General features: G+C 65.4%; 22 protein-coding genes and 1 pseudogene. 13 read left to right on the top strand and 10 right to left on the bottom strand.

The genetic code is table 11. The features are described from left to right. Positions 1 to 91 precede the first annotated feature (91 nt). Together ABD301_RS02245 and ABD301_RS02240 are read left to right on the top strand one after the other, a co-directional pair. The gene (locus tag ABD301_RS02245) at positions 92 to 1,165 is read left to right on the top strand and encodes an FAD-binding oxidoreductase (RefSeq protein WP_279580055.1); all 1,074 of its coding nucleotides are present in this window, start codon (positions 92 to 94) and stop codon (positions 1,163 to 1,165) included. Continuing rightward, positions 1,134 to 1,676, top strand: coding sequence for a BBE domain-containing protein (locus ABD301_RS02240; protein ID WP_344306614.1), 543 nt, complete (start codon positions 1,134 to 1,136; stop codon positions 1,674 to 1,676). The genes ABD301_RS02245 and ABD301_RS02240 overlap by 32 nt, the downstream gene beginning before the upstream one ends. Here ABD301_RS02240 and ABD301_RS02235 read toward each other — a convergent pair. Continuing rightward, on the bottom strand, positions 1,673 to 2,227 hold the full coding sequence (locus tag ABD301_RS02235) for a TetR/AcrR family transcriptional regulator (RefSeq protein ID WP_279580053.1): 555 nt from the start codon (positions 2,225 to 2,227) through the stop codon (positions 1,673 to 1,675). The genes ABD301_RS02240 and ABD301_RS02235 overlap by 4 nt on opposite strands. Positions 2,228 to 2,318: 91 nt before the next feature. On the opposite strand from ABD301_RS02235, the gene ABD301_RS02230 reads away from it, so the two are divergent. From ABD301_RS02230 to ABD301_RS02205, 6 genes and pseudogenes are all read left to right on the top strand, one after another. Continuing rightward, the gene (locus ABD301_RS02230) at positions 2,319 to 3,233 is read left to right on the top strand and encodes an SDR family NAD(P)-dependent oxidoreductase (protein WP_344306611.1); all 915 of its coding nucleotides are present in this window, start codon (positions 2,319 to 2,321) and stop codon (positions 3,231 to 3,233) included. 126 nt (positions 3,234 to 3,359) lie between these two features. Further along, positions 3,360 to 3,539, top strand: coding sequence for a ribbon-helix-helix protein, CopG family (locus ABD301_RS02225; protein ID WP_163568117.1), 180 nt, complete (start codon positions 3,360 to 3,362; stop codon positions 3,537 to 3,539). Position 3,540: 1 nt separating this feature from the next. Next, on the top strand, positions 3,541 to 3,888 hold the full coding sequence (locus tag ABD301_RS02220; protein ID WP_163568116.1) for a VOC family protein: 348 nt from the start codon (positions 3,541 to 3,543) through the stop codon (positions 3,886 to 3,888). Positions 3,889 to 3,892: 4 nt separating this feature from the next. Further along, positions 3,893 to 5,329 carry an MFS transporter gene (locus tag ABD301_RS02215; protein ID WP_163568115.1) on the top strand — a complete coding sequence of 479 codons (1,437 nt, stop codon included), beginning with the start codon at positions 3,893 to 3,895 and terminating at the stop codon, positions 5,327 to 5,329. Between the two features lie 266 nt (positions 5,330 to 5,595). Beyond that, the gene (locus ABD301_RS02210; RefSeq protein WP_344306607.1) at positions 5,596 to 6,837 is read left to right on the top strand and encodes an HNH endonuclease; all 1,242 of its coding nucleotides are present in this window, start codon (positions 5,596 to 5,598) and stop codon (positions 6,835 to 6,837) included. 308 nt (positions 6,838 to 7,145) lie between these two features. After that, positions 7,146 to 7,352 (top strand): annotated as a pseudogene (locus ABD301_RS02205) (IS982 family transposase); the annotation flags it as partial. A 260-nt stretch (positions 7,353 to 7,612) separates the two neighbouring features. Here the strand turns inward: ABD301_RS02205 and ABD301_RS02200 are convergent. Beyond that, the gene (locus tag ABD301_RS02200; protein ID WP_344306603.1) at positions 7,613 to 8,428 is read right to left on the bottom strand and encodes an SAM-dependent methyltransferase; all 816 of its coding nucleotides are present in this window, start codon (positions 8,426 to 8,428) and stop codon (positions 7,613 to 7,615) included. Between the two features lie 104 nt (positions 8,429 to 8,532). Beyond that, positions 8,533 to 9,414 carry an AraC family transcriptional regulator gene (locus ABD301_RS02195; protein ID WP_163568111.1) on the bottom strand — a complete coding sequence of 294 codons (882 nt, stop codon included), beginning with the start codon at positions 9,412 to 9,414 and terminating at the stop codon, positions 8,533 to 8,535. A gap of 142 nt (positions 9,415 to 9,556) precedes the next feature. On the opposite strand from ABD301_RS02195, the gene ABD301_RS02190 reads away from it, so the two are divergent. Beyond that, complete coding sequence (locus tag ABD301_RS02190; RefSeq protein ID WP_344306600.1) at positions 9,557 to 10,639, top strand: aldo/keto reductase; 1,083 nt, start codon at positions 9,557 to 9,559, stop codon at positions 10,637 to 10,639. A gap of 7 nt (positions 10,640 to 10,646) precedes the next feature. On the opposite strand, the gene ABD301_RS02185 is transcribed toward ABD301_RS02190, so the two are convergent. After that, positions 10,647 to 11,054, bottom strand: a complete 408-nt coding sequence (locus ABD301_RS02185) for a MerR family transcriptional regulator (RefSeq protein WP_344306598.1) — start codon at positions 11,052 to 11,054, stop codon at positions 10,647 to 10,649. Between the two features lie 12 nt (positions 11,055 to 11,066). After that, positions 11,067 to 12,890 (bottom strand): asparagine synthase (glutamine-hydrolyzing), encoded by a 1,824-nt coding sequence (gene asnB / locus ABD301_RS02180; protein ID WP_344306596.1) that lies wholly within the window; start codon positions 12,888 to 12,890, stop codon positions 11,067 to 11,069. A gap of 124 nt (positions 12,891 to 13,014) precedes the next feature. Between asnB and ABD301_RS02175 the strand changes: the two genes are divergently transcribed. Further along, a complete protein-coding gene (locus ABD301_RS02175) occupies positions 13,015 to 13,677 on the top strand; it encodes a TetR/AcrR family transcriptional regulator (protein ID WP_344306593.1) in 663 nt (220 codons plus the stop codon). On the opposite strand, the gene ABD301_RS02170 is transcribed toward ABD301_RS02175, so the two are convergent. Together ABD301_RS02170 and ABD301_RS02165 are read right to left on the bottom strand one after the other, a co-directional pair. Continuing rightward, entirely contained in the window at positions 13,667 to 14,965 is a 1,299-nt protein-coding gene (locus ABD301_RS02170; protein ID WP_163568110.1) for an erythromycin esterase family protein, read from the bottom strand. The genes ABD301_RS02175 and ABD301_RS02170 overlap by 11 nt on opposite strands. Before the next feature lie 17 nt (positions 14,966 to 14,982). Next, a complete protein-coding gene (locus tag ABD301_RS02165) occupies positions 14,983 to 15,348 on the bottom strand; it encodes a winged helix-turn-helix transcriptional regulator (RefSeq protein WP_344306590.1) in 366 nt (121 codons plus the stop codon). A gap of 129 nt (positions 15,349 to 15,477) precedes the next feature. On the opposite strand from ABD301_RS02165, the gene ABD301_RS02160 reads away from it, so the two are divergent. Beyond that, positions 15,478 to 16,326 carry a nuclear transport factor 2 family protein gene (locus ABD301_RS02160; protein ID WP_344306588.1) on the top strand — a complete coding sequence of 283 codons (849 nt, stop codon included), beginning with the start codon at positions 15,478 to 15,480 and terminating at the stop codon, positions 16,324 to 16,326. A gap of 40 nt (positions 16,327 to 16,366) precedes the next feature. Here the strand turns inward: ABD301_RS02160 and ABD301_RS02155 are convergent, their stop codons facing one another. Together ABD301_RS02155 and ABD301_RS02150 are read right to left on the bottom strand one after the other, a co-directional pair. Further along, on the bottom strand, positions 16,367 to 16,840 hold the full coding sequence (locus tag ABD301_RS02155) for an RrF2 family transcriptional regulator (protein ID WP_344306586.1): 474 nt from the start codon (positions 16,838 to 16,840) through the stop codon (positions 16,367 to 16,369). A 47-nt stretch (positions 16,841 to 16,887) separates the two neighbouring features. Then, positions 16,888 to 17,274, bottom strand: coding sequence for an antibiotic biosynthesis monooxygenase family protein (locus ABD301_RS02150; protein ID WP_344306584.1), 387 nt, complete (start codon positions 17,272 to 17,274; stop codon positions 16,888 to 16,890). Between the two features lie 108 nt (positions 17,275 to 17,382). Here ABD301_RS02150 and ABD301_RS02145 point away from each other — a divergent pair, with 108 nt between their 5' ends. Together ABD301_RS02145 and ABD301_RS02140 are read left to right on the top strand one after the other, a co-directional pair. Then, on the top strand, positions 17,383 to 17,994 hold the full coding sequence (locus ABD301_RS02145) for a TetR/AcrR family transcriptional regulator (RefSeq protein ID WP_344306582.1): 612 nt from the start codon (positions 17,383 to 17,385) through the stop codon (positions 17,992 to 17,994). Positions 17,995 to 18,046: 52 nt separating this feature from the next. Further along, a complete protein-coding gene (locus ABD301_RS02140; protein ID WP_163568106.1) occupies positions 18,047 to 18,967 on the top strand; it encodes an aminoglycoside phosphotransferase family protein in 921 nt (306 codons plus the stop codon). On the opposite strand, the gene ABD301_RS02135 is transcribed toward ABD301_RS02140, so the two are convergent. Then, a complete protein-coding gene (locus ABD301_RS02135) occupies positions 18,918 to 19,610 on the bottom strand; it encodes a TetR/AcrR family transcriptional regulator (protein WP_344306581.1) in 693 nt (230 codons plus the stop codon). The two genes, ABD301_RS02140 and ABD301_RS02135, sit on opposite strands and share 50 nt — an antisense overlap. Positions 19,611 to 19,690: the final 80 nt, after the last annotated feature.

The following is a 19,690-nucleotide window of genomic DNA, read 5'->3' as shown; positions in this document are numbered from 1 at the left end:
ACTGAGGTCTAGGCCCAGCCGGATGTCGTACGCCCGATGGCGTCCATAACGTCAACGACAGCAGGCAAAACACGACTTTCGGGAGATCGTCATGGACATTTCGTTGAATCGCCGGAAATTGCTTACCGCGGGCGGCGTCGCCGCGGCGCTCGTCCCCAAGGCGGCGGCTGCCGCGGCACCGCCGACCCCGGCGGGCTTCGGGCCGATGAGCGTACGCCCGACCGATCCGCGCTATGAGAGTTTGTTGCGTGGCAACAACTTCCGCTTCGTTGGCCGGCCGGACGAAATCCGGGTGGTCGGATCGACCGACCAGGTGGTGCGGGCGGTGTCCGACGCGGTGCGGTCCGGGCGGCGAGTCGCCGTACGCAGTGGTGGGCATTGCTTTGAGAACTTCACCGCCGACCCGGCGGTGCGGATGCTGCTGGACCTGGCGCCGATGGACGCGGTCGGCTTCGACGCTGACCGCGGCGCGTTCGCCGTACAACCCGGCGCCACCCTCGGACACGTCTATAAGACCTTGTTCAAGGGCTGGGGTGTGACGATCCCGGCCGGCGGCTGCCCGGATGTCGGCGCCGGTGGGCACTTCGCCGGTGGTGGGTACGGGCCGCTGTCCCGCCGGTACGGGTCGGTGGTCGATCACCTGGATGCCGTGGAGGTCGTCGTGGTCGACCGGAACGGCACCGCCCGCGCGGTGGTGGCCAGCCGCGAACCGGACGACCCGAACCACGACCTCTGGTGGGCGCACACCGGCGGCGGGGGTGGCAATTTCGGTGTGGTCACTCGATATTGGCTGCGTACGCCCGGCACCTCGCAGCTGCTGCCGCCGGCACCCAGCCAAGAGCTCGCATGCTTGGTTATTTGGCCCTGGGAGCAGATGACCGAATCGGATTTCGGCAAGCTGATGCGAAACTTCGGCACTTGGCATGAGCGCAACAGCGCGCCCGGTTCGCCGTACGCCGGCCTCTACGCGATTCTGATGCCGACGCACCGCAGTGCTGGCAGCTTCCAGCTGTTCATCCAGATCGACGCCGGCATCCCGAACGCGAACGCGCTGGTCAGCGCCTTTGTGAAGGAGGTCACCGCGGGTGTCACGGTGAAACCGATCCTGAACGACCGGCGGGACGATGCCCTGGTTGCATTCGACCACCTGGCCGGGCGCTGGTGAGCCGGGCGATCTGATCACCCGCCGCTACAAGAACAAAGCGGCCTATTTGCGCCGCTCGTACACGGACACCCAGCTCGCCACGATTTACCGCCACCTGACCAATTCCACCGGCAACTCGGGCGGCGGCATGCTGCTGGTCGGATACGGCGGCGAGGTCCAGGCCGTCAAGCCGAGTGACACCGCGGTGGCCCAGCGGGATGTGGTCATGAAGGCGGTTTTCGCGGCGCTCTGGACGAATGACTCCGACGATGCCAGCAATTTGGCCTGGATTCGCAATTTCTATCGTGACGTTTACGCCGACACAGGTGGGGTGCCGGTGCCCGGCGAGGTCAGCGACGGCTCGTACGTCAACTACCCCGACGTTGACCTCGCGGACCCGGTTTGGAACACCTCAGGCGTGCCATGGTCCACCTTGTATTACAAGGAAAACTACCCGCGGCTGCAGCGAATCAAATCCCGCTGGGACCCGCGAAATGTTTTCCGGCACGCCCTCTCGATCGAACCAGCCTAGTTGTCTGAAAGCGTCGCGCCGGCAATTACTCCGTTGATGAGGAGATCGACGAGCCGCAGCGCGAGGTCCCGCTGCTCTTCGGCGATCAGGGTGATCCCGCCGAGGCCCATCAGCACGTCGTACGGGTCGAGGCCGGCCCGGATCGAACCGTCGGCGGCGCCCGCGTTGAGCAGCATCGCGATCGCGTCGCGCAACAGGAAGCGGGTACGCATGAGGTCGTCCGGGGAGGTGAGGACGACCCGCAATGCGGCGGCCATGCCCCGCTTGGCGGTCATGAAGTCGACGAACCGCTCCGACCACGCCTGCACAGCGTCCACCGGCGACAGCTCAGCCAGCAGGGTCTGCGCGGCCGCACAGAGGTTCGTCACTTCGTTGCGATAGACCGCTTCCACGAGCGTCTCGCGGGTGGGAAACCGCCGGTAGAGGGTGCCGATGCCGACGCCGGCCGCTTCCGCGATCGCCTTCAGCGACGCTCCCGTCCCGTCCCGTGCGAAGGCCTTCGCGGCCATCTCAAGCAACCGTTCGTGGTTTTGCTGGGCGTCGGCGCGCACTGCTCCTCCTTGCATCCGGAGCTGACTCCGCTTATTCTCGGATTTAGCGGAGCCGCATCCGCTTAAGCGTACAGTCATCGGAGGCGCCATCATGAACACCCCTTTCGGGGCCTTCTCGACAGCGGCCGACGTGGTCGCCGGGATCGACTTGGGTGGCCGGCGGGCGATCGTCACCGGCGGCGCATCGGGCATCGGCGTGGAGACCGCCCGGGCGCTCGCGGGCGCCGGTGCTGAGGTGACACTGGCCGTACGCAACGTGGAAGCCGGCCGACGTACGGCCCTGGAAATCGGGCGGAACGTGCTGGTCGCGCCGCTTGACCTCGCCGATCAAGGGTCGGTGGCCGCGTTCGTCGACGGCTGGACCGGACCGCTGCACATCCTGGTCAACAACGCCGGCATCATGGCTACCCCCGAGACCAGGACTTCGCAGGGCTGGGAACTGCAGTTCGCGACCAACCACCTCGGCCACTTCGCGCTCGCCACCGGCCTGCACGACGCCCTCGCCGCGGCTGGGAGCGCGCGCGTGGTGTCGGTCAGCTCGGTCGGGCACGTGAACAGCGATGTCGACTTCGACGACCTCCAGTTCGTCCGCCGGCCGTACGACCGGTGGCTCGCCTACGGGCAGTCGAAGACGGCGAACATTCTCTTCGCCGTCGAAGCCGCCAAACGCTGGGCCAGCGACGGCATCGCGGTGAACGCGCTCAACCCGGGCCGGATCACCGCCACCCACCTGTCCCGGCACATCGATGACCTCGCGGCCGCGCCGGCTTCCTTCGACTCGACCAGCACGGACGTGTCGTGGAAGACCGTTCAGCAGGGCGCCGCGACTTCGGTGTTGCTGGCCGCGTCCCCGCTGGTGGAAGGTGTCACCGGCAGTTACTTCGAGGACTGCGCGCAAGCTCCTGAGCACCAGCCCGGGATCCGCCGCGGGGTTGCCGCGTACGCACTGGATCCCGAGCGCGCGGCTCACCTATGGCGAGTCTCGCTCGACCTCATCAGACTCTGATGTGCACGACCTGAGCGACGCCGAGCGAATCATGGCCGCCCAGTTCCGCGACTCCTCGATGCCCTGACGCTTCCGTCAGTCGATACCACTAGCGTTCTAGCCGTCTAGGTTGCTAGCATAGTAGCCGTGGGAGACGACGACGTGAAGCAGTTCAACGTGTACCTACCGGTTGGGTTGATCAAGCAGGTCAAGTACCGCGCCATCGAGGCGGAGCTGTCGCTCTCGGCGCTGGTCGCCGACGCGCTGCGCGCCTACCTCGACCGCGCCCACCTCGACAACCCGACCGCCGCCGACAAGGAGAAATGACATGACCACCGAAGGCATCGAGACCGTTTTCCTGGACACCCACAACTGGGGCAAGTCCGCGAAGTTCTTCCAGGCCCTGGGCTATGAGCTGGAGTTCGCGACCGACCACAACTCCGGCCAGCTGCGCAACGGCGACAGTCCGCCGATCTTCATCGCCGAGGTGCCCGAAAGTCAGCAGTTGGGGATCCAGCTGGTGCTGAAGGTGCCGGACGCCGACAAGTTCGAGCCGGACGCGATCGTTGAGGTGGTGAGTCCGTTCGAGGAAACCCACTTCGGCAGCAAGATGATGACCGTACGCGACCCCGACGGCCGGACGTGGACGCTGCAGGCTCCCGCGAAAGATGCCTGAGGCGATGGTGAGCCAAACAGTCGACGCGCCGCCTGTCCAGGCGCGGCGCGGGCTGGGCATGCTGGTCGTGATGATCGGCGTGCTCATCGCCGCGATCGACGGCACCATCGTGGTGCTCGCGCTGCCCGCGATCCAGCATGAGCTGAAGATCTCGCTGGCCTCGGTCACCTGGGTGGTGGTGGCGTATCTGCTGGTAGTCACCGTGTTGGCCACCCAGGTCGGGCGGCTGGGAGACATGTACGGCCGGGTCCGGATGTACGAGGTCGGCTTCGGGATCTTCGTCCTGGGCTCGGTGCTGTGCGCGGTGGCCTGGGACGGGCCGTCCATCATCGGTTTCCGAGTGCTGCAGGGCCTGGGCGCGGCGCTGGTCGCCGCCAACAGTGGCGCGGTGATTTCCGAGCTCTACCCGCCGGAGGAACGCGGTCGCGCGTACGGCATCAACGCGCTCGGCTATTCGCTGGGCTCGGTGCTGGGCGTGCTGCTCGGCGGGGTCATCGTCACGTACGTGTCATGGCGGTGTATCTTCTGGATCAACCTGCCGATCGGTCTGGTCGCGCTGGTGCTGGCGGCGCTGGTGCTGCGCGATCGCGGCGAGCGGGTACGCCGGCGGCTCGACCCACTGGGAATGATCACGCTGGGCCTCGGGCTGTTCGCCGTGGTGTGGGTGATGACGAAACTGGCCGTCGAGCCGTTGAACGCCGTCCAGGTCGGTTTCCTGGTCGGCGGCGTGGTGCTGCTGGTGGCTTTCGTGTTCATCGAGTTGCGGCACAAAGAGCCGACGTTGGATCTGTCGCTGTTCCGCATTCCGACGATGGTGCCGGCGTTGGTGGCCGCACTCCTGCAAAATCTCGCCAGTTTCGCGGTGCTTTTCCTGGTGATCATGTATTTGCAGGGTCCGCGTGGACTGACCCCGATCGACGCGTCGTTGCTGATGGTGCCGGGCTATCTGATCGGCGCGATCACCGGCCCGTACACCGGGCGGGTCGCCGACCGGCTCGGGCCGGTCATCCCGGCGACCGCCGGTTTGGGAATTTCGGTGATCGCCTTGGTGATTTTCGCGCAGATGACCATTACCAGCAGCCTGTGGCTGCCGGCGATCGGTAATGCGGTGATCATGGTGGGCGGCAGTTTCTTCTATTCCGCCAACAGCTCCGCGGTGATGAAGGCCGCGCCAGCGGAGCGGCTCGGGATCGCTTCCGGTGTGATGCGTACCTTTGCCAGTGTCGGCATGGTGTTTTCCTTCACCCTCGCCATTCTGGTCGCCGCATTCGCTATTCCGCGGAGCACCGCCTTCGCCATCTTCGTGGGCACCGCCAGCCTGCACGGGCCTGCGGCGGTCGCTTTCACCAGCGGAGTCAGTGTGGCTTTCTACACCCTGACGGGAATCATGGTGCTGGCCGCCGTGCTGTCCGCGATCCGTGGCCGTGCGGTCCGCGCCTAGCCTGCGCACAGATGTCCGTACGAGCGACCGGGAGACTCGTTGCATTCCACCGCGCAGCACCTGGCCAGCATCGCGGAGATCGCGACCAAACTCCGCACCCTGCGCGACGAGAGCGCGAAACTGGAGGCATTCTGATGGGTTCGCCGCCCAACTCGCAGGAGTTGAATGCGCGCGCTCTATGTTTCGTTGGGATTATTGTGAAAGTATCCATTTCCTGATCACCCGTACGCGACCAAACTGTCGGTGCCGGCGGTAGAATTAATGTCATGGCCGCCGGCGACGACACCACCACTCCAGAACTCTGGAGGTGTGACCCAGACGAGCTCGGCGAGCTGCTACAGAAGAAAGAAAAAGCGGTCCGGCTACTGCAGGTCGAAGTACTGGACATTGTCGCCGCGATCCACCGAGGAAACGTCGGCAAGACGCTCGGACACCGCAACACCCTGGGCATGCTGCAAGACCTCCTTCGACTGTCCCCCACAGAGGCATCCCGACGCTACAAACGAGCCCTGAACCTGTGCCCCAGCCAAGCCCTGACCGGGGAAACACTCGCACCCACACTCAGCATCGCGAGCCATGCGATGCGCCGCGGGGAACTCGCCGACTCCCAAATCGACACGATCGTTGGGGTCGTTAACAGGCTCCCGGCCAGGGTGACCATCAAGGACCGTGAGGAAGCCGAGGCTTCCCTGGTGGAGCACGCGAAACGGTACACCGCACCCGGTCTGGCCAAAGTAGGGCGACGCATCCATGATCACCTGGACCCCGACGGACCCGCGCCCTCCGAACACGAAAACGAGACACCACGCCGAGAACTATCCCTCCACACCGGCACAGACGGACGACTGAACTTCAGTGGCTCCTTCGACGGCGAAACCGGGACCCTCTTCAGCGAGATCCTCAGCCCCCTGGCCAAACCCCGCCCGGCCGAGAACGGGACCCCTGATCAGCGGTCAGTGTCCGAGCGCAACGGGGACGCGTTAGCGGAAGCGTTGAATCTGATCGCGGACTCCGGGAAACTCCCGATCCAGGGTGCCGAGCGGCCGCATCTCACCATTACCATCAGCTGGGACATGCTGCGGGACCGGATCGGTGTCGCCTATCCGCACAGCGGCGCACCGATTTCCCCAGAGGGCGTCCGCCGGCTGGCTTGTGACGCGGACATCATCCCGATGGTGCTGGGCAGCGACAGCGTGCCCCTTGATGTTGGACGCAACGAACGACTCATCACACCAGCCCTACGCAAAGCCTTGATAGCGCGCGACAAAGGCTGCGCCAGATGCGGTCGACCACCCCGCTGGACACGGGGGCATCACATTTGTCACTGGGCGGACGGTGGAGCTACTTCCCTTGAAAATTGCGTGCTCCTTTGCGATAGGTGTCATCGGCTCGTCCATCACGGCGGTTGGGATGTACGCATTGTTGACGGAATTGTTGAATTCCTGCCGCCCGCGTACGTTGACCGCGAACGAAGACCCATCCGCGGCATCAACCAACTCGCCGCATAGAAAAATCCACCCGGCCGCCGGGCACCACTACGCCCGGCGGCCCACAACCCTGCTCTACTAGATGACCTATTCCAAGGACATGGCTTGCTCAGAGTCGAGGCGAGGGCGTCCATGATCGTTTTGTGACGAACAACCTGGACATCCTCGCTACTGCACTTGTACGTGACGGTTGACGACTTGCTCAAAGCCGCACCCGGGCTGGCGCCGTGGCGACCGGAGGTGGGATCGCCCCGAAGCTGACCGACGCTGAGTTGGTCACCTTGGCGGTGATGCAGGCCTTGCTCGGATTCACTTCGGAGTCACAATGGCTGCGCCCGGCCCGCAAAGGCGAAACCGAACGCCCCGGAGCGCACCTGTTCAAACCTTTGCGGCAGGTCATCGAATCGATCAACCAGACCTTCAAAAACCAACTCGACCTGGAACGACACGGAAGCCGCACCCCCAACGGCGTCATCGTGCGCGTCCTGCAACGCGTACTCGCCCTCACCGCCGCCATCTGGCACAACGACAAATAGGTCATCTAGCCTCGGGATTTCGTCTGTTGGCGAGTGACACGGTCTGAAATGCACGGAAGTGCCTGTCCAGTGCTGGAAACTTGGGATTGCGATGTCTCAAGTCACTGCGTCGGGCGTTGGCGCCGTGGCGGGGCAGTCGGGCCAGTCATGATCCGGGGAAGATCGTGGGTGATATCGCGACCGCGGTCGCGTTGGGTGGGCTGCTTCCATGATCAACTGGGGTCCAACACCAAGCCCATAGTCCAAATGTCAAGCTAAGGTCAGGGTTTGTGTGCGACGGCGCCGAGAATGATGTCGTAGATCGGGTCGAGGTCGCCGTTGGGCGGCCCGGCCGGCCACCAGCGGGGCAGCGCTACCAGCCCGGGCGGGACGATCTCCAGGCCGGCGAAAAGGGTTTCGATCTCGTGCCTGGGCCGCCAGTGGGTGGTCGCGTTGGTGGACCGGTAGCCGGCCTCGATGCGCTGCGCGAGCTTGCTGGCCTCGCTCCCGTCGGCCGGGTCGTGGACGTGGGTCATTGCCACGTACGAGCCGCTGACCAGAGTGTCCACATACTGGCGCATGATCGCCTGCTGGTCGGCGAGCTGGTCGATGTGGTGGATCGTGCCGCACTGGATGAGCGCGGCCGGGCGCTCCAGGTCCAGGAAGTCCACCAGCCCGGCCATCCGGAACAGCTTCTGCGGCTCGCGCAGGTCGGCGTTCACGAACCGGGTGTTCGGGTTGTCCTCCAGCAACGCCCGGCCGTGCGCGATCACCACCGGGTCGTTGTCGACATAGACCACCCGCGCGTCCGGGTCCACCTGTTGCGCGACCTCGTGGGTGTTCTCCATGGTGGGCAGCCCGGAACCGCAGTCCAGGAACTGGTCGATCCCGACCCGCTCGACCAGCCACCGGATCACCCGCCGAGACCAGTCCCGATGCGCCCGCGCCACCGTCGGGATCTCCGGGTCGATGAGCAACATGCTCGCCAGCACCTGGCGGTCCACCTCGAAGTTGTCCTTGCCGCCGAGCGCGTAGTCGTACACCCGCGCGATGCTCGGCTTGCTGGTGTCGATCTCCGGATGCCCGCCGGTGCTCATCGGTCAGCCCCCATCATCGGTGTTGCTGACCTCGATTCTGCCTCACCAGGCGGCTGTTCGCGGTCCAACCCCAGGCAATCCGGGTGTCGTACGGCTTCGGTCCGCTAGCGGAGCCTTGCCGGGTCCTGGCCCGGTGGTACGCCGAACTGGCGGCGATATTCGCGGCTGAACTGCGAAGCGCTGTCGTAACCCACCGAAAGACCGACGCTCGCCACATCCAGCGGGCTGCTCATCAGCAGCAGTCGCGCTTCCTGCAGGCGGATGCGTTTCTGGTACTGGATCGGCGTCATCGCGGTGACCGCCCGGAAATGCCGGTGCAACGCGGACACGCTCATGGTCGACAGCCGAGCCAGCTCGTCGATCCGGATCACCTCCGCGTGGTGCTCCCGGATCCAGCGGATCGCCCGACTGACATGGGAAAGCCGGCTGTCCGCGAGGCCGATCTGGCGGACCATCGCGCCCTGCTCGCCGGTGATCAGCCGCCAGAGAATCTCCTTTTCGACCATGGGGGCGAGCACCGGACGGTCGGCTGGGCTGTCCAGCAGCCTGATCCGCCGGATGACCGCGTCGATGAGCTCGTCGGTCGCATCGCTCACCGCGATGCCGGCCGGGGTCTGCGGCCGCCGGCCGGCATCGCCGAGATGTCCGGTCTCCAGTCCAGCCTCCAGCAGCAACGAGGCAATGGCGGCCGGCCGCAGCCGCAGGCCGAAACCGAGAAACGGCCGCTGGACACTGGCCTCGGTGAAATGGCCGGTGATCGGCAGGTCAACTGACACCACCAAATACTGGCCGGCGCCGTAGTCGTAGACCCGATCGCCCACCATCAGGCGTTTCGAGCCCTGGGCGACCAGGGCCAGCACCGGATAAGAGCTGCTGGCGGTCGGCGGAGTCGGCTTTCGGACCATCGACAGCAGCATGCCGTCGAGTCCGTCGGCGGGCCGCTCGGCGTACTTGGTGATCAGCGTGCGCAGGTCAGCCAGGGACATGGACCGATTGAAACACACGCTTGGTCCTGTCGAAGTCGCCACGATCGTGCAAGAGAGCGCTCGTATCGATCTAACCTTCGCCCAGGTGGCGGCGCTGTACTCGACGTAGTGGTTCGCAAGCGTCTATCAACGGAGAGCGAAAATGACATTCGACTCGTACGTCAGCCTCGGCCGGTCGGGACTCAAGGTGAGCCCGTTCTGCCTGGGTACGATGAATTTCGGCGAGGATCACGGGTTCGGTTGCAGCGTTGAGGAATCCGAGAAGATCGTGCAGACCTATCTCGACCGCGGCGGCAATTTCCTGGACACCGCCAACTTCTACACCAACGGCCATTCGGAGCAGATCCTGGGCGACTTTTTCGCCCAGCGGCCGGGATCGCGCGATCGGATCGTGCTCGCCACCAAGTTCTTCTGCAACCTGCATCTGGGCGACCCCAATGGCGGCGGCGCGAGCAGGAAAGCCATCGTCGCGCAGCTGGAGGACTCGCTGCGCCGGCTGCGTACCGACTACGTCGACCTTTACTGGCTGCACAACTACGACTGGTCCACGCCGATCGAGGAAACCCTGCGTACGCTCGACGACCTGGTCACCGCTGGGAAAATCCGCTACGTCGGTTTCTCCGACACACCGGCGTGGCTCACCGCGAAAGCACACACCACCGCGCTGCTGCGTGGCTGGACGCCGATCACCGCCCTGCAGATGGAGTATTCGCTGCTGGAACGTACGATCGAAGGCGAGCTGGTGCCGCTCGCGCAGGACAGTGGAATGGGAATCCTGCCGTGGAGCCCACTCAAGAGCGGATACCTGTCCGGGAAATACACGCGTACCAACGAAACCCCCGACGACACCAAGCGGTCGGCTGCCCTCGGTCGGCCGAATGAGGCCCAATACCAGGTGATCGACGTGCTGGCGGGTGTCGCGCAGGAGGTTGGTGCGAGCTCCGCCGCGGTCGCGCTCGGGTGGGTCCAGCAGCGGCCCGGCGTCTCGTCCGCCATTATCGGGCCGCGCCGGATCGAGCATCTGGAAGACAACCTCGCCGGACTGGACCTGCGGCTGACCGCTGAACAGATCGCCGCGCTGGACGAGGTTTCGGCTCCTACCCTGAATTTCCCGGCCGACCTGAACCGCGAGCTCGCGCCGATGCTCAAATACTCCGGCGCCACCGTCGACGGACAGCAGACGCAGGCGTACCCACCGCTGCTGGCGAACCCTGCTCGCTATTGACCACCCTTCACGTACGGCGAGCTTTCAGCCAGGTGTCGATGTCCTTTTTCAAGCTCGGACAGTCGGTGGCCGGGTTGCTTCGAGGACATTTCAGCGAGTGCCGCAAATACGCCTTGGCCGCGGTGAGGCGCTCGATTTGTGCGTCGAAGGCGTCGATGCGGTTCTGGACGACATCATGCCAGTCATGGGCGTCATCTCGGCCGGCGAGCACCGCGCCGATGTCGTCGAGGCTCATCATGCCGGTTTCCTGCCAGAACCGGATCATCGCCGCCCGGCGGACCTCCGCCGGGCGGTAGTGCCGCCGGCCACCCTTACGCTCTGCCGGCGCGAGCAGGCCCTGCTTTTCCCACCAGCGCAACGTCGAGGTGGCGACACCTAACAGCTCGGCGACCTCGCCGATCGACAAGGACTTCATCCGCTAAGAGTCTCACTCTATCCGTACGTTGTAGACACGTAGCCACTCAGCGACCTGCAGGAGGAAGGAAAGCGTGTCGGCCGAACGCCACATGGCCTGCTCTTGCTGCTCCCCCGCGACGAGATCCAGCACAGCGGCGGGTCGTACGAGCGGCCGCAGCGCAGACTGCGGATCTGCCAGCTCGGCCCGCATTTCCTCTCGGAGGGCCTGCTCGTACGCCGGATTTTGGCTGACGGGGAAGGAAGTCTTCTTTCGGTTGAGCACGGCTGCCGGCAGCAGGTCCGCCACGGCGTCACGCAGGAGGCCCTTGATTCGGCCGTCGGCGGCTTTGAACGCCCAGGGCGTGTTCCAGACGTATTCCACCAGCCGGTGGTCGCAGAACGGCACCCGGACTTCGAGGCCGACCCGCATGCTCATCCGGTCCTTGAATTCCAGCAACATGCTGAGCCAGCGAGTGAGGTTGAGATAGAACATCTCTCGTACCCGAGCGTCGGCCGGCGCCTCCCCAGCAAGCCGCGGAACTTCGGCGATCGCCTGCGAATAGCGGTCAGCGACGTATTCGCGTGGCCGCAACGCCTGCCAGAGCCCCGGGTCCAGCAACGGCTCGAAAGCCGCCAAACTGGCAGCCCAGGGAAAAGTCGGCGCGTCCCGCATCCGTGGATCGAAAAACCACGGGTAGCCACCGAAAATCTCATCCGCGGACTCGCCGGACAGCGCTACTGTCGAGTGTCCCTTGACCTCACGGAACAGCAGATACTGGGCCGCGTTGATGTCGGCGAAACCGGGCAGATCCCGAGCCCGCAACACTTCTGGCCGGGCCTTGATCACGTCGTCGGTCCGCAGTAGCAACTCGGTGTGGTCACTGCCCACGTGCTGGGTGACCAGCCGCGCGAACGGTGTGTCCTGCTCCGGTCTTATCGCGGTGGGTGCGAAATTATCTTGATTGCCCTCGAAATCAATCGAGTACGTGGCGAGTGTGCCGCGCTCCTGTTCGCGCAGGACCTCGGTGGCCAGTGCGGTCACCGCACTGGAATCCAGACCACCTGACAGCAGGGTAGCGACCGGAACATCGGCGATCAGCTGTCGTCGCACAATGTCGTCGAGCAGGCCCCGAACCGTACCAACCGAGGTGGGAAGGTCATCGGGATGCGGTGCGCTTTCCAGCGCCCAATAACGCTGTTCGTGGCAGCCCTGGCGATCGATCCAGGCGTAATGACCTGAACGCAGCGGCCGGATATCGCGGAAAATCGGCACGCCCGGGGTCTGCGTGAAGCACAGAATCTCGGCGAAACCTTCCAGCCCAACCGCCGGCGACGCGAGTGGATGGGCGAGGACAGTCTTCAACTCCGAGCCGAACACCGCACCGGTCGCATACGGAAAATAGAACAACGGTTTCACGCCCAACCGATCACGTACGAGCAGAAGGCCCTGCCGGTTCGGGTCCCAGATCCCGAAGGCAAACATGCCGTTGAGCTTCGGCACGCATTTCTCGCCCCATTCGAGGTAGCAGTGCAGCAAGACCTCGGTGTCCGAACTGGTGCGGAAATCGTGGCCCAACTGCCGTAGCTCAGCGCGCAGCTCACGAAAATTGTAGATCTCGCCGCTAAAAGTCAGCACACACGGCTGCTGGCCATGGCGGGCCGCCCGCATCGGCTGCACCCCACCCGCAAGGTCAATCACCGCCAGCCGTCGATGTCCCAGCGTCGCCTGCGGCGAAAGCCACACACCGCCGGCATCAGGCCCACGCGGCACGAGCGTGTCGGTCATTGTCTCTATCGTCGTGCGTTCCTGGGTAAGGTCCCGCTCCCAGTCCACCCAGCCAGCAATGCCACACATCGTCTGCGCTCCTTGTCGTCGTACGAACACCACAAGGCTCACAGTTGAAGTCAACTTCAAGTCAAGCCTGTAGGTTTGCGGGCGGCCCTCGGAGTGAACATGTGTCTTGCGGCAGGATGGGGAGGTGTCCGATCCCGAATTGCCACCCATCCGTACCGGCCGTCCGCCGCTTACCTCGCGTGACCAGATCATGGCGGCGACGCGGCGGCTGATCGATCGGGATGGGTGGGAGCGGCTCACGATTCGGCGGTTGGCGGCTGAGGTCGGGGTGGGGGCGACGACGCTTTATCACCATGTACGGGACAAAGATGACCTGCTGATCCAGTTGCTCAACGACTCCGCCGCGCAGATTCAGCGGCCGGAGCTTCCGAGTGACCCGCGTGAGCGAATTATCGTGGCCACCACGGTCATGCACGATTCGCTGGGGGACTGGCCGCAGGCCGTTGAGATCCTGACCGCGGACGACCTCCTTGGCGAGTCCGCGCTGTGGATGGTGGAAACCATCGTGGGCGGTGCGGTTGACTGCGGGTGTACGCCGGAGCAGGCCGTGGAGCTTTACCGCAACCTCTGGTATTTCACGGTCGGCGAGATTCTCGTACGAGCGCACTCAAAACAGCGCGCGAACGATGACCGGCCTCGTTATCGCGACACGGTTTTCCAGAGCCTGGACGAATCCCGGTTCCCGCACCTCGCGGCGGTCGGGAACCGCTGGCCCAGCCTGGCTTCCCGGGACACCTTCCCGCACGGGCTGCGTGCCTTCGTCGACGGACTCCTCATTAGGAGATGAGCGTGTGGTGCCAGGGAGTGACCGCGCCGACGTGGACGACCGCGTCGTACGCGGCCAGTGGGTCCAGCGGAGACGGCTGGCTCCCGGTCATCGTCGAGCGGGTCGCGGCGAACCTTTCGGCGACCACTCCGGTTGTGGGCACCGAGCGCAGGTCGAGGAGGAAGCGTGGCATGCCGGAAGAAGCGAGCAGTTCGTCGATGCTGTCCGGGGCGAGTTCGGGCAGCTCTTCGACGCTCGTACGGGTGTGGCCTGGGAGCCCGCCGGGAATGGGCCGGTGGACGAACAGCTCGCCACCGCCGAAGGTCGTACCAATCACCACCAGTTCGTCGCCAAGGCTCGCGGCCAGGTGCTCGCCGACCGTGGTCAGCGGGTCGTTGATGATGGGTGGCGCCGAGAAAGGCCAGCGTTGGACGTGCCCGTTGGCGCCGGCGAGGACGATGCGTTCCTCGCGGCCCAGGATCCATTCGACGTTTTCGGCCATCGCCACATCGCGGATGTTCGCGCCGGCGTACGTACGCTCGGCACCGGCCGCCATCGCCTGCAGAAACGCGTCGGTATGGCGACCGGTGATCGCACATTGGTACGCCACCTCGAAGGCTTCTTCGCCGGAGCGGCTCACGTACGTGACTCGCATCGCCCGCATCCGCTCGACGAGTTCGCCGATGCGGGCCGTCATCTCGAAGCGGGCAGCCGGTGGCAGCGCGAGATATGCCTGCAGCGTGGGGGCCGACCAGGCCAGCCCGCCGCGGTCGGTCGGCAGGTAGTCGTACAGCGGCATCAGCCGGCCTCGGGCCGCGTCGGCGTACGGCTGGTCGACCTTGTCCAGGTAGGTCAGCGCGGTCTGCGTCGCTGGTCGCGACGACGCGCTGGAGTCCGGTATGTCCATGCCGTAGAAGTGCACCGGTAGTTCCTGTGCGCGCATCCACCTGAGCTGGTCACGCATTTCCGCGCAACGGCCCATGTGGTACGTGATTCCGTGGCGCAGCAGCGATTCCAGGTCGCCGGCGCCACCGGTGACCCACTCGTTTACCGCGAAACCCTCCGGAAAGCCGGACTCCATCACGAAGGCGGTGAATCCCAGTTCGCGGACCAGGAATCGGGTCAGCCGGTGGCGGATCTGATAGAACTCGTGGATCCGGTGGGTGTTCTCGCCAATGGCGACCACCCGGGCCGTGCCAACGATGTCCCGCAGCGGTTCCAGGTCGCTGAAGTCGTCGTCGTTCGGGTCGAGAGTTCGCAGCAGGCTGGCGTTGTCCCGCAGCCAGCCGCCGATGTCAGGGGTGGTCATACGGCGACCCTAGAACCTCACGTCGGGGGAGGTTCAACCGTTCCGGCGACGGAAATGGCCGTGGCGGTGTGTTTCTCCGCCCAGTCACAGATCGCGGCGAGCAGTGGGGCGATCTCGCGGCCAGCGTCGGTCAGGGTGTATTCGACTCGCGGTGGCACCTCGGGGTAGGGCGTACGGTCGACCAGCCCGGCCCGGATCAGGTCGCGCAATGTTTGGGTCAGCATTTTTTGACTTATTCCGCCGATGCGGCGACCGAGGTCGGCCGGGCGGCTGACGCCCTCGTCGAGCGCGTGCAAAACCAGTACGCTCCATCGCTGGGCGATCAGGGTGAGCAGCTGGCGCGACGGGCAATCGGGATCGTATATGTCGTAGGCGGACGGCAATTCTCACTCCCCGGAGGGTTACGAACCTCGGCGTACGTACTTCCGCCAGGCATCGGCCGGCCTTACCGTACCTCTGCGGGTCTCTCAAAATCAGCCACCCGAAATCAGCAATATCACGCAGGAGGACGAATGCCGCTCGACCCGAAGAACGCCGAGACGATGTCGCGCTATTACGAACGAACCAATACCGGGGATTTTTTCGGCGCGTTGGACTTTCTCAGCGACGATGTCGTCTACACCGTTCCCGGCCCGGCCGACCTGGTGCCGTACTCCGGCCAGTGGCGCGGAAAGAGCCAGGTCATGCTGTGTTTCCAGGCGTTCACCGCGGCTTTTGGCCTGGTGGACATGGTGGAGACGCGTTCGGTCGCGGGGCCCAGCGAGGTCTTCTCGCTGAACGACGAGATTTTCGTTGGCCGCTCGACCCGGCAGCCATGGCGGGTCGGCGTCGTCCATCACATGATCTTCGACGCTGACAACCGGATCTGCCGGCTGGACAACTACACCGATATGGTCACCGCGGTGCAGGCGCTCGGTGGGCAGAGCGCGATCGAGGTGCCGGTGCTGCCTCCGGACCTGGTCAGCGGTGAGCAGGACATCTCGGCGGACGCGGCGATCGCCGCGGTCGAGCGCTTCTATGCCGCGTTCCCGGACGTGCGGGAGTTGCTCGACGAGAAGGCGACCGCGCTGATGCCGGGCGACCCGCGCCGGCTCAGGTTCGCTGGTACGTGGCATGGCCGGGACGAGTTCGTCCGGATGACGGCGGCGATGCGGGACAGCCTGGAACTCACCGACAAACCCGTGCCGCATCTGGTGGCCGAAGGCGGTGCCGTCGCGGTGACGACGACCGTACGCGGCACCTTCGTACCGACCCGGACCGCCGTCGACCTCGGTGCGGTGGACTTCTTCCAGGTCACCGGCGAAGGCCGGATCGGTCGCTGGTGCCGTTACTTCGACACCCACGCGATCACCCGCTTCTGATCCGCTGCAATGGACGACAATAACCGGGTCCTAAAACCTTTCAGGACCGCAGCCACTTTCCGACCTCGCTCATCACGTCCATGTCGTAGTCGTCGCCGACCATCCGGCGCAGGTCCGCGATCGACACCTCGGCAAGCGCGGCCCGCCAGGCGCGGTCGGCGGCGAACATCGTACGAGCGATCGCGCACGGCGCGGTGCACGCCTCCGGCGGTGCGGCCAGCGGGCCACGCTGGCGGATCTCCGTGCACACGTACGTCGGCTCCGACCCGTCGACCGCCTCGACGACGTCCAGGACGGTGATCTTGGCTGGCGAGCGGGTCAGCACGTACCCGCCGGATTTTCCCTGCACGGAGTGGACGAGATCGGCGCGGGACAGCGCCTGCAGCTGTTTGGCGAGATAGGTCGCCGAGACGCCGTGCAGCTCGGCCAGCCGCGTCGCGGGCACCGGCTCGGCCGTCGACGTCAGCACCACACAACAGTGCAACGCCGATTCCACCCCACCGGACAACCTCATCCCACGAGCCTAACGGCTTGCCCGGACAATGTATGTCCGAGTTGTGGCTACCTCGCCGGGACGGCGTTCATCGCCCTCGCCAGCTCTGGATGCGCGGCCAGCCTTTCCAGGTGTACGGCCGTGATCCGCTCGCTCAGCCGCGGGTCGAGGTCGTCGGACAGCCGCATCGGATGCAGTCGGGACAGGTATGGCAGCAGTTCCAGGTCGCCGTCGATCAGGTAGTCATGGTTCATGTAGTGGTAGAGCGCCTCCTCGTCCGGCAGCATGGCGCAGTACGCGTGCGTGTAACCCTCCGCCGGATCCCCCAGGTCCTGCCCGACGGCCGAGCCCAGCGTCCCGACCGAAGCGGTTCGCTTCATCAGCTCCAGCACTCTGGCCTTCTCTGTGTCGGTCACGTCATCACGGAACGCGAACCGCAAAACGATAGCTATCATCGCGAAAACTCCTCTCGAATGAACCTGCGGGTTCAATGTAATGTTCCCGTGAGACCTGACGCAAGAGGCTGAGATACTGAACTCGCGGGTTCAGGTACGATCGGGGTCGTGAGCAGCACCGGGCGGATCGACAAGCGACAGGCGATCCTGGACGTGGCGTTCGAGGTCTTCGCCCGACAGGGCTACGCGCAGACCCAGGTGCGCGAGATCGCCGATGCCGCCGGGGTCGCGAAGCCCACCGTCTACAGCCATTTCGGGGACAAGGAAACGCTGTTCCGGGCGGCGATGGCGGCCGCGGCGGCGCAGGTCGACGCCGAGAACCTGCCGATCCTGGACCGGCTGCGCGATCCCGGCGACGACCTCGCCGCGACGCTGCGCGACGTGTCGTACCGGCTGATTCAGGCGTGTTGCGCCGAGCGCTCGCGTTCCCTGCGGTGGCTCACATATGCCCAGGTCGGGCGCTTCCCGGACCTGATCGCGACGGTTCAGGAGCGGACCCAGGTGCGGTTGCGCGAGGCGCTGGCCGATCGGCTGGGCCGGCTCTGCGCGGCTGGCCGGCTGCGGGCCGCCGACCCGGTCCAAGCGGCTGAGCAGTTGCTCGCGCTGCTCACCGCGCCGATGGAGATCCGGTCGCGGCTGGGCACCCGGCGGGTCCCCGCGGCCGAGGCGCGCAAGGTCGCCGAGGCCGCTGTCGAAACGTTCCTTTGCGCGTACGCGTGACTTGGCGGTCAATTCGGTTGCCAAGGCCTGCGCTGGTACGGATGATCTTCCGGTGAACAGTCTTCCCGCCGATGGTCGTGCTGGGATCGATGCGGCCCTGGTCGAGCGCCTTATCGCCGCACAGTTTCCGCAGTGGAGCGGCCTGCCGATCATTCCGGTCGCGGTTGATGGCTGGGACAACCGCACCTATCGCCTGGGTGAGCAGGCGACCGTACGGCTGCCCACCGCGGCCGGTTATGTGCCGGCCGTCGCCAAGGAGAACTACTGGCTGCCGCGACTCGCGCCGACGCTGCCGGTCGCGGTGCCGACCATTCTCGGCGAGGGCGAGCCGGGCGAGGGATATCCGTTTCCGTGGTCCGTACGAGGGTGGCTGTCCGGCGAGACGGCAGCGGATCTGGACCGAATCGGGGATCTGCAACGGTTCGCGCTCTCCGTAGCCGAATTCATCCGAGCCCTGCAGCGCTGCGATCCCACCGGCGGTCCGCTTGCCGGCGAACACAGTTTTTACCGTGGAGCCCCGCCAAAACACTATGACGACGAAACGCGGCGGTGCCTCGCCGAGTTGGCTGGGCACATCGACACCGATCGTGCCACAGTCGTCTGGGAGGCCGCCTTGGCGGCCGAATGGACCGGTCCGCCAGTGTGGTTCCACGGTGACATCGCGCACGGGAATCTGTTGGTGGAGGACGGAAAACTCGCGGCCGTCATCGATTTCGGCACGTCCGGGATCGGCGACCCGGCCTGCGATCTCGTTATCGCGTGGACGATGTTCTCCGGCCAGAGCCGTGCGGTGTTTCGGCACGTAGTCGACCACGACGACGGCGCCTGGGCCCGGGCGCGCGGCTGGGCCCTGTGGAAGTCGATGCTGACGCTGGTCAGTTCTCGCGGCAAGGACGACAAACTGGCAGCGGTCAACGAACACATCATCGAGCAGGTGCTGGCCGACCACGACCTTGCTCCGCGTTTTCGGTGATGGCCGCGTCGACCTCGGCGGCGTAAAGGAGCGCCGGATCGAACGCCATGCCGACGAAATGGCCGGCCAGTTCCAGGCTGAGGACGCCGTGCACCCGCGTCCAGAAGGCGAGCGCACGGTGCAGCGCCGAGTCGCCAGCGTGCTCGTTGCCGGCCCAGTCGCGGTGAGTGGCCAGGTGTTTTTCCAAGGCAGTGGCCGATTTTGAGCCAGGTGTCGACGGGATGTCCGCGAAGGCGTCCAATAGCAGCGCCATGAGACTGGCAGCGAGGGTGGTCGCTTCCGTCGGCGCCACGTAACCCGGCACTGGTGTGCCGTAAATAAGTAGGTAGCGATGCGGTTCGGCGAGCGCCCATTCGCGGATGGCCAAGGCGATCGCGGCCAGCTGGGCGGCCGGCGTTTTGGCTGCTGCGGCGGCGGCCTGGCCAGCCGTGGACAGGTCGCGGTAGGCGTCCAGGATGAGCGCGGTGATCAGCTCGTCTCGGCTGGCGAAATAGCGGTAGAGCGCCGGACCGCTCACCCCCATCTGCTTGGCGATCGCGTTGAGGGACAGTGCCGTGGCGCCGGTGGTGGCGACCTGCCGCCAGGCATGCGCCTTGACCTCGTCGCGTACCTGCTCGCGATAACGCTCTCTTGGACTTCTCAACTCACACTCCTCGACATTCACGATCGCGAACACATCGTACTCTTGTCAGACCATCTCACCCAAGTTAGCGGTAGTAACCA

This window comes from Fodinicola feengrottensis (assembly GCF_039530045.1).
GTDB lineage: Bacteria > Actinomycetota > Actinomycetes > Mycobacteriales > HKI-0501 > Fodinicola > Fodinicola feengrottensis.
This window is presented reverse-complemented; position numbering and strand designations above follow the sequence as displayed.

Bases quoted from the DNA above. Each gene is read 5' to 3' on its own strand.
- ABD301_RS02245 (WP_279580055.1), top strand. From the start codon at position 92: ATGGACATTTCGTTGAATCGCCGGAAATTGCTTACCGCGGGCGGCGTC.
- ABD301_RS02230 (WP_344306611.1), top strand. From the start codon at position 2,319: ATGAACACCCCTTTCGGGGCCTTCTCGACAGCGGCCGACGTGGTCGCC.
- ABD301_RS02220 (WP_163568116.1), top strand. From the start codon at position 3,541: ATGACCACCGAAGGCATCGAGACCGTTTTCCTGGACACCCACAACTGG.
- ABD301_RS02215 (WP_163568115.1), top strand. From the start codon at position 3,893: ATGGTGAGCCAAACAGTCGACGCGCCGCCTGTCCAGGCGCGGCGCGGG.
- ABD301_RS02210 (WP_344306607.1), top strand. From the start codon at position 5,596: ATGGCCGCCGGCGACGACACCACCACTCCAGAACTCTGGAGGTGTGAC.
- ABD301_RS02200 (WP_344306603.1), bottom strand. From the start codon at position 8,428: ATGAGCACCGGCGGGCATCCGGAGATCGACACCAGCAAGCCGAGCATC.
- ABD301_RS02195 (WP_163568111.1), bottom strand. From the start codon at position 9,414: ATGTCCCTGGCTGACCTGCGCACGCTGATCACCAAGTACGCCGAGCGG.
- ABD301_RS02190 (WP_344306600.1), top strand. From the start codon at position 9,557: ATGACATTCGACTCGTACGTCAGCCTCGGCCGGTCGGGACTCAAGGTG.
- ABD301_RS02185 (WP_344306598.1), bottom strand. From the start codon at position 11,054: ATGAAGTCCTTGTCGATCGGCGAGGTCGCCGAGCTGTTAGGTGTCGCC.
- asnB (WP_344306596.1), bottom strand. From the start codon at position 12,890: ATGTGTGGCATTGCTGGCTGGGTGGACTGGGAGCGGGACCTTACCCAG.
- ABD301_RS02170 (WP_163568110.1), bottom strand. From the start codon at position 14,965: ATGACCACCCCTGACATCGGCGGCTGGCTGCGGGACAACGCCAGCCTG.
- ABD301_RS02160 (WP_344306588.1), top strand. From the start codon at position 15,478: ATGCCGCTCGACCCGAAGAACGCCGAGACGATGTCGCGCTATTACGAA.
- ABD301_RS02155 (WP_344306586.1), bottom strand. From the start codon at position 16,840: ATGAGGTTGTCCGGTGGGGTGGAATCGGCGTTGCACTGTTGTGTGGTG.
- ABD301_RS02150 (WP_344306584.1), bottom strand. From the start codon at position 17,274: ATGATAGCTATCGTTTTGCGGTTCGCGTTCCGTGATGACGTGACCGAC.